We start from the raw sequence: 7,444 nt of genomic DNA, 5'->3' as shown, positions 1-7,444 counted from the left end.
CAAATCCTCCTGACGACATCTCCATATTAACCGGTTTCGTTCAACATGCGGCTTCATTGTTGGTGCTACGCACCCAACGAAGCCTTAGTTGTTGGGCGAGGTGCTTGATAATTTAGAGTTATCATATTGCCTTAAATACTGTTTCAAATATTTTTTTCAGCACCTTCTCAAAAGTCATCTGATTTAATGAAGAAATCTTTGAAACAACTTCGTCTGCTGTGTAAGATTGTATCAGTTGACATTTTATAAACGATTTTTTAGAAAGAGGTTTTGTCAACATAGAATTCTCAAGTTCAAAATTAAATTCTTCATTCATTGGATTTGACGAAATCATTACTGCATAAAAAATATCCTCCGTTTCTAAAACATTTGAATTTGAAATAACTAACGCCGGATGCGCTTTAAATCTACCATTTGGTAGTTCATAATTTAATTCTATGATGTCTTTTTGTTGAACTTTCATTACAAATATTTTGCAATAGCTTTATTCTTCCTTTTAACAATTGAAGCTTTTAAGTTTTCATCTTCTTGTAAAACAGCGATTAAAGCTTTTGTCTTGCGAACAGATGAAACTTTTCTAACGAAATCCAACGAAGAAAGTAAGGATGAAAGTTCTTTCACCTTACCATTTGAATCTATCTCTATAATTAAAGTCTCCATTTTTATTTTTTTACAAATTTAAGATTTTCTGTCTCCAAAATTACAAATTTGCTGAAAGTGAATGTTTATAAGGCTTTAAAGTAGCATCTCGCCCAGTCGAGTCACGCAAAGTATTTCACCTTTGCGTTCTCACAGGTAGGGTCGAGCAGTGGCGCATTAGATTGAAGTCTATGTTTCCACCACCCGCCTCGTCAAACGCAGCGTGCGCATTTAACGCACTGCGCTTTCCTAATGATTTCTCATCATAGTTTATCGCCTATCATGTTGGAGCAAATTTCCTCGGGGCCACTTTAAAATCGCTATAAATATTGTAAATAGCATATAGCCCTTTTGTACTCCATTGTTTCCAACCGAAGCCCTGCTTTCCTTTGGCCTTCATAAGATGCCTCCGGATTTTACTGGTTAACCAATCTTTTACATATCCAAACACCTTACTTGAGTTCCCAATCTTAAAGTATTGTACCCAACCTCTCAGTATCGGATTAATGATGTCTCTTACTCTTGTGAGTGGCTGTGATTGATGACGCTTAAACACATCTTTGATTTTATCCATCAATTTTATTCTGGCTTGCATCTTAGGTTGATAGTTCACTCTCCATTTACCTGTCTTTGTCTTTAGTCTCCTGAAGTCAAAGCCCAGAAAGCCGAAGCTGTCTCCTTTAACCAAATCCAGTTGTTTTGTCTTTCCCTCATTGATGTGTACCTGTAATCTATCCAGTTCTTCCCTGAGCCTCCTGTTGACACCTTTCCATAGCCAGTCCCATTTGGAATGACCATCAACTAATATTACACAGTCATCCGCAAAACGTGCATATTCAATATGTGTGTATTTTCCTTCACGAGTTGTTTCTTTCGCCTTCTCCAACATCTTATCTATTTCATTTAGATAGATGTTACTTAGTAAGGGTGATATAACACCGCCTTGTGGAACACCTTCCTTGCCACCTGCTTTCAGCATTTGCTTTAGCAGTCGCATGACCTCATTATCTGCTATCCGCTTTGCTACTTTATCCAATAGAATGTGATGCTTAACTGTATCAAAGTAAGATTTCAGGTCTAAGTCCAATATCCTTGTCTTTTCTTTTACTACAGCTTCTGCCACTTTTTCTATTGCCTGATGGGCTGTTTTCTTTGGCCGGTATCCATAAGAACCATCCTGAAAGTCTGATTCAAAAACAGGTTCAATAATCAGCTTCACTGCCCCTTGCACTACCCGATCCCTTATTGTAGGTATTCCCAGCTTACGGGTTTTGCCGTTTGCTTTGGGTATTTCTTTAATCCGGTTGCGGGCAGGTTGGTAAGAGCCATTGATTAGTTTCTCCTGTATGCTTCTTAAGAAGTTTTCTACTCCTGTCTGTTCAATATCATCAAAAGTTATTCCATCTATACCTGGTGCTCCATTGTTTCTTTTAACCATCTGATATGCTTCCTCAAGAGTGCTTTGCTTACATACATGTACATACAGTCCCCAGAAGCGGTGGACTTTATCGGTCTTCGCCTTGATGTATATCTTCCTTCTCAGTTCCTGCAATGTGATAGACGTTTTTATCATTGTCGCCTTTGCCTCCCGTTTTTGTTAGAAGATTACCATTAGTAAGGAGACTTCGCTCCATTCCTGTTAGAGAACTTCCCAGCTACTATTCTCCTATCCGACTCCCTCTCATCTTCGGTTCATTTCCTTGCGTTCAAGTTATAGAACCTACCTTGCTCCGGTCCTTTCTTCCCGGGATGAGGAGGGTATCTCCAGTTGCGTTACATATCCTTGTTATCATGCTGTTGCTACCACCCCGCCAGCCGTATCATTTCCCGTTTCAGTCTATTTCGGAGAGATATACTGCCTTCGCTATACGGTTAATAGCTCGGCCTGCCGGATTTAATCACTTTCGAGGCTACCTGTGCATTTACTTTCGTTACGGCCTGATAACTTGCATAATCTGCTTTACAGATCACTTTTCAATGAGCTTCATGAGTTTCATTTCTTCCACCCATGTCATTTAGCTACAGAACTTTGACTTTTATTCTGACGGGACTTGCACCCATTGGATATGTCCACCTTAGCTGGACGCACAACCGTGCGTGACAGTCTCCCGTCACACGGCTCTTCCTGTTTTAAATCACAAATGTATTACTACATTATGGATGTACCAATCGCCAGTGCGGAAATAAACACGGCTGCTCTTTATACTTTTGTTTCAGCCACTTGATGGCCGCTTTCCTGTACAGGCCTTTTTCCCATTTTACCCACTTCAATAACCGCTGATTTAGTTCATACCAAACCTTGTACATATGCGCTGTCCAAAACTTGCCATAATAATTGAGCACGCCTTGTATTACCGGTCTTAGTTTTTGGGCTATTGCCTCCAATGGTTTGCGCCATTTGTGGATGTTGAAGCTGCTAAACTTTGCCAGTACCCTTGTTTTGGATTTCGTGCTCATAAAGTTTGATACCATCAGCTTGTTGCCTTTACTGGTTTTGCTCCAGAGTGGACGGATAGTGAAACCAAGAAAGTCAAAACTATGCGGGTATTTCTTTTCAGTTTTGCCACGCAGGTTTATAACCTTTGTCTTTACAGGATGCAGCATCAGCTTGCAGTCTGTCATTCGCTGCTGTATCTGTTTCAATACAAACAGTGCCTGCTTTTCTGTTTTGCAATGCACCACGATGTCGTCAGCGTAGCGTTCAAATGGCTTTTCAGGATGGGTCTTTTCCATCCATTTATCGAATACCACATGCAGGAAAATATTGGCCAGCAAAGGGCTGATTACACCACCTTGTGGTGTGCCGTTTTCTCTGTCCACAAACATACCATTCTGCTGAACGATGCCTGCTTTAAGCCATCGGGTAATATAGAGCAATACCCACTTGTCAGCACAGTAATGGGTAACCGCTTTCAGTAATAGTTCATGGTCAATGTTATCAAAGAATCCTTTGATGTCAAGGTCTATCACCCAGTCGTTTGTCATCGCATTTTGTGATGCTTTTTCCACTGCCTGGTGACAGCTTTTACCCGGACGGTAACCATAAGAATGCTCATGAAAATGCGGCTCCACCATTCGCTCAAGATGTGTTTTAACCACAGCCTGTGCTATGCGATCCAAAATAGTAGGTATGCCCAGCTTTCTTACTCCTGCCCCTGTAGCTTTGTTAATTTCAACTTCCTTTACAGGCGGTGGAAAATAAGTGCCAGACGTCAGCCGGTTCCATAGCTTATATAATTGTGCCTCCCGATTGTTATCTAAGTCGGCCCAACTCATTTCATCTATGCCTGCGTTGCCTTTATTAGCCCTTACCTTCCTATACGCCTCTATTACCATCACTCTGGTAATTGGTTGTGATTTTGTCTGGTAATAATCAATCATTCCTTTTGAGGGGTTGTTAATAATCATCAAAACATAAAACAGGCTAATCCCTTCGCTCTGCCTGCATTACACAGGCTTCATTACTACTACGGATTAGTCCGCCACCGCTGATTCGTACATCCCTGTACGGCTGCTTCCTTCCTCCAGTTAACAGCACACCAGCGACTTCTCTTGTTCCGTACTAAACCCTGTATTGCATTCCTGTCAGCTTTACCCCGGATGCCATGTAAACAGTAATCAGGTATCCTTTACACTTAGTAACAAGCACAAACGTAACTGCTTGCTTTCGACATCTTTGATTGCCTATCGGGGCTTCGTAACTGATTCAATTTATTCAGCTCTGCAATACGCACCTACAGGAATCAAGTTCCCGTTTTTCCTTATCGTTCACCACAGAAACCGTTTCCGGCCAATGCAGCATAAGGTGGTTTACAAACGGCTCCTGAAAGCAGTCTGCGGAAGGCCAATTCTTTTCTTTCGCTTATCACAAGTCAGCCAGTCGTTTCGCTTGACCTCCGCACTTGTAAACTCAACTACTTTGAAAAGACTTCCATGTTTTGGTACAGCACTTGATTCAAATATTACATCTGAATCAGTTCAAGACACACACGTTTAAGGCATTGGCGATGGGCTGGAATTCAACGTACTTTCCGCCCGAACGTTAGCCGATTGAAAAACAAAAGATGAAGATAACAACAAAAAGCTGATTTATATTCTTCAGCCCGGAACTATTGCTGATAGCGAACTACAGCCGATTGTTATTCCTTCAGCCAGCCTATCGCCAAACCTTTTGTTATCGGCATTTTCATTTGTGTCCACCGTCTCAAAGCTCAAAATATATTTCTGTCTCTCGGCCAGTAAACGCACAAATAAATGGAATTTCTGTTTTCTCAAGTTTGGTTTTTCCTCCGAAATAAAAACTTAAAAACTACAAAACAAGTTTTCTCTCCGACCGAAAAGTGCCGTGAAAAAGATGAAAAGACTTTCACCATTTTTCTTTGAATTAAAAATTTGTCTCCAACAAAGAAATAGTTCTGGCGTCTCACGAAAACGAAAAATGAAACTGCGAAAGGACTTTTCGGTTTTTCTTTGTGTCAAAAAATAATTTCTCAACCAGGGAAAAAATCTCTCCCACAAAAGTTTGTCTTACCCGAAGAAGTAAAACGATTTTCTTGTCCGATGAAAATAGAAATCTTGCTTTTTTGTTCGTCTGCTGATTCAAAAATTTGGTCTCCCTGAAAATCTCTAAACTATTTTCTCTGTTAAGCGAAATTGCCTACAAAAACTTGTCAGCCGAAAATTGTCCAGCGAAAATAACTTTGCCAATTGTTGTCAAACCCGAATGATGAATTTTCTAAAACCCTGATGAATAATGGTCTCTGCGGAAATTGCCGATAACGGTAAAGCATTGGCGATGCCAGGGCAATTTATAACTTTCAGCGGGAACGTCAGCCAGTAAACGAACAAAAAGTTGAGATTTTTATTCTGTTGCTCAATAGCGATTTTTCAGCCCGGACTGCTGCAGATTAGCGGACAAAAAGTTGATTAATTGCACGTCACGCCCTGGTATTGCCAATGCAATGTAAGCGGTTCGTGCCGTTTTGTTATGCTGTTAAAGATAATTTCAAATGTCCGCCAAGCCCGTCTTGTATAATACGCATTAATGTTGATAGCCTTATGTCACTTGCATTATTTTCAATTCGCGAAATGTAAGATTTCGTCGTTCCAACTTTCTCTGCAAGTTGTTCTTGCGTCATGTTTTGCTGCTCTCGCAATTCCTGAATTAATACACCAATTTTAAAAGCTTCAAACTCTCGTTCATAAGTTTCCCTTTTCTTTGTTCCACGCTTGCCATACTCCTTGTCAAGATGGTCTGCGAATGATGTCAGGTTTTTATTTGATTCTTTTTTCATTGAAATATTCTTTTTTAATTCTCTTGGCCAATTCAAGTTCGTTCTTAGGAGTCTTTTGAGATTTTTTCTGAAAAGCGTTTGCAATAACTATTAATTTTCCTTCGTCAAAAAATGAAAACGCCCTAAATATATTATTCCCGACTTCAACTCTGATTTCCCAAATTCCGTCGGTTCCTGTCATGTGGTCAAAATATTTTTTCGGGACTTTATCTATAACCGAAATGAGCTCCAGTGTCCAGTTAAACTTTTTTTGAACCTCCTTTGTCTGTTCTTTATAAAAGTCCAAGAAATAGCTTTTGTAGTAAAAGAGGTGTCGGATAGATTTTTGTTCCACAAAACAAAGTTAGCTAAATAGTGAACTTCCTCAAAATAAAGTATGAAATTTTTTTGCAGTCTATTATTGCGTCTTTTTATGGGATGTGGTTCCGGTGGCATGACCGCTTACGGCCACGCATTTATGCAGGACTGGAATTAGAATTCGTTCTACCCGTGACCGTTGCCAAATTTATAATAAAAAGTTCATTACTATTTCTATCGCTCAATAAAGATTCTTCTGTCCGGAACTACTGCTGAAACTTGCACCAATGCTCATTATTAGCACTTCAGCCAGGCTTGCACAAATGCGATGTTGCACGCCGCTTAGTTTATAGAAGTGATTTTAAATTTTATTTTATTAATCGTGTCAAACAATGGAACAAGTTCATTTAATTTCATTAGATACTTTGAAGTTATTTTTGAATTCGTCTTATCAATTGATGCTTGCTCTAAGAAAATTGTGTCAGCGCTTTTATTATAAGTACCAGATATGGAACCAAAATCTGCTTCAATTAAATCAATTGTAAAATTCCCATTTTTCCGCAAAGTCAAATTTTCCTTTGAGATTGAATGAGTTGAATCTTTATTTACAGCTTCAATCCATTTCTCACCTTTGGTATGCCCAGTTAACAAAGGGTAAAATATTAAAGTAATAAATGTCAAAACTGTAATCAATAAAGTAATTAGTTCAGATTTCGTTTTCTGTATTCTTTGTCTATGGAATATTCCAATCAATGCGGTAACTATAGTTATTACCAAGAGAAATATAAAAAAGCCATTTATCATGAAGTTTGCCATTCCATGACATTTTTCGTCGGGGTTATTGAATTTGCAATACGAAAATGTTGCCAGAATAAATGGAAGCGTCAATAAAAGTCTTGTATAAAATTTCACAGTGTCTCGGTTAAGTGGCGTGCAACGGCCACGTATTGCCGATGGCAGGGAATTCAATGAACTTTCTGCCTGAACCGTCAACCGATAAAAAAACTAAAAGCACAGAATATGAACAAAAGAACATTAAAGAATTTTCAGCCCGGACTACAGCCCAATAGCGAACAAAAAGCTGATGAAATGCACGTCAGCCCTGCTATTGGCAAACCCCTTGTTGAACTAAACCTACGGTAGCCTTCCGCAACTATCCGTAAATTTAGCATTCACTAAAACTTTAAAAATGACAACGAAAAAAAAACGCCGGA

The 7,444-nt window shown here is 39.4% G+C and carries 8 protein-coding genes; all 8 read right to left on the bottom strand.

Features of this window, described 5'->3' with window-relative positions; translation table 11 throughout:
- Positions 1-121: 121 nt before the first annotated feature.
- Positions 122-463: a type II toxin-antitoxin system PemK/MazF family toxin gene (locus EFY79_RS21140; protein WP_123122752.1), complete on the bottom strand. Its 342-nt coding sequence runs from the start codon at positions 461-463 to the stop codon at positions 122-124.
- Complete coding sequence (locus tag EFY79_RS21135; RefSeq protein ID WP_123122751.1) at positions 463-660, bottom strand: hypothetical protein; 198 nt, start codon at positions 658-660, stop codon at positions 463-465. Before EFY79_RS21135 ends, EFY79_RS21140 begins: the two co-directional genes overlap by 1 nt.
- A 259-nt stretch (positions 661-919) precedes the next feature.
- Positions 920-2,191, bottom strand: coding sequence for a group II intron reverse transcriptase/maturase (ltrA, locus tag EFY79_RS21130; RefSeq protein WP_262685238.1), 1,272 nt, complete (start codon positions 2,189-2,191; stop codon positions 920-922).
- On the bottom strand, positions 2,145-2,273 hold the full coding sequence (locus EFY79_RS21935) for a hypothetical protein (RefSeq protein ID WP_262685242.1): 129 nt from the start codon (positions 2,271-2,273) through the stop codon (positions 2,145-2,147). Before EFY79_RS21935 ends, ltrA (EFY79_RS21130) begins: the two co-directional genes overlap by 47 nt.
- Before the next feature lie 520 nt (positions 2,274-2,793).
- Entirely contained in the window at positions 2,794-4,047 is a 1,254-nt protein-coding gene (ltrA, locus tag EFY79_RS21125) for a group II intron reverse transcriptase/maturase (RefSeq protein ID WP_233578076.1), read from the bottom strand.
- A gap of 1,577 nt (positions 4,048-5,624) precedes the next feature.
- Positions 5,625-5,933, bottom strand: coding sequence for a helix-turn-helix domain-containing protein (locus EFY79_RS21115; RefSeq protein WP_123122748.1), 309 nt, complete (start codon positions 5,931-5,933; stop codon positions 5,625-5,627).
- Positions 5,914-6,267, bottom strand: a complete 354-nt coding sequence (locus EFY79_RS21110) for a type II toxin-antitoxin system RelE/ParE family toxin (protein WP_199727609.1) — start codon at positions 6,265-6,267, stop codon at positions 5,914-5,916. The genes EFY79_RS21115 and EFY79_RS21110 overlap by 20 nt, the downstream gene beginning before the upstream one ends.
- A 305-nt stretch (positions 6,268-6,572) precedes the next feature.
- The gene (locus tag EFY79_RS21105; protein ID WP_123122746.1) at positions 6,573-7,046 is read right to left on the bottom strand and encodes a hypothetical protein; all 474 of its coding nucleotides are present in this window, start codon (positions 7,044-7,046) and stop codon (positions 6,573-6,575) included.
- Between the last annotated feature and the right edge of the window lie 398 nt (positions 7,047-7,444).

It is taken from the genome of Hanamia caeni (assembly GCF_003721595.1).
In the GTDB taxonomy this organism is placed as follows: domain Bacteria; phylum Bacteroidota; class Bacteroidia; order Chitinophagales; family Chitinophagaceae; genus Ginsengibacter; species Ginsengibacter caeni.
The sequence above is the reverse complement of the archived record's forward strand: the minus strand, read 5'-3'. Positions and strand labels throughout refer to the sequence as shown.

What these genes read in the sequence shown, in the direction of transcription:
- EFY79_RS21135 (WP_123122751.1), bottom strand. Translation starts at nt 660, where the DNA reads ATGGAGACTTTAATTATAGAGATAGATTCAAATGGTAAGGTGAAAGAA.
- EFY79_RS21140 (WP_123122752.1), bottom strand. Translation starts at nt 463, where the DNA reads ATGAAAGTTCAACAAAAAGACATCATAGAATTAAATTATGAACTACCA.
- EFY79_RS21935 (WP_262685242.1), bottom strand. Translation starts at nt 2,273, where the DNA reads ATGGAGCGAAGTCTCCTTACTAATGGTAATCTTCTAACAAAAACGGGA.
- ltrA (WP_233578076.1), bottom strand. Translation starts at nt 4,047, where the DNA reads ATGATTATTAACAACCCCTCAAAAGGAATGATTGATTATTACCAGACA.
- EFY79_RS21115 (WP_123122748.1), bottom strand. Translation starts at nt 5,933, where the DNA reads ATGAAAAAAGAATCAAATAAAAACCTGACATCATTCGCAGACCATCTT.
- EFY79_RS21105 (WP_123122746.1), bottom strand. Translation starts at nt 7,046, where the DNA reads ATGGCAAACTTCATGATAAATGGCTTTTTTATATTTCTCTTGGTAATA.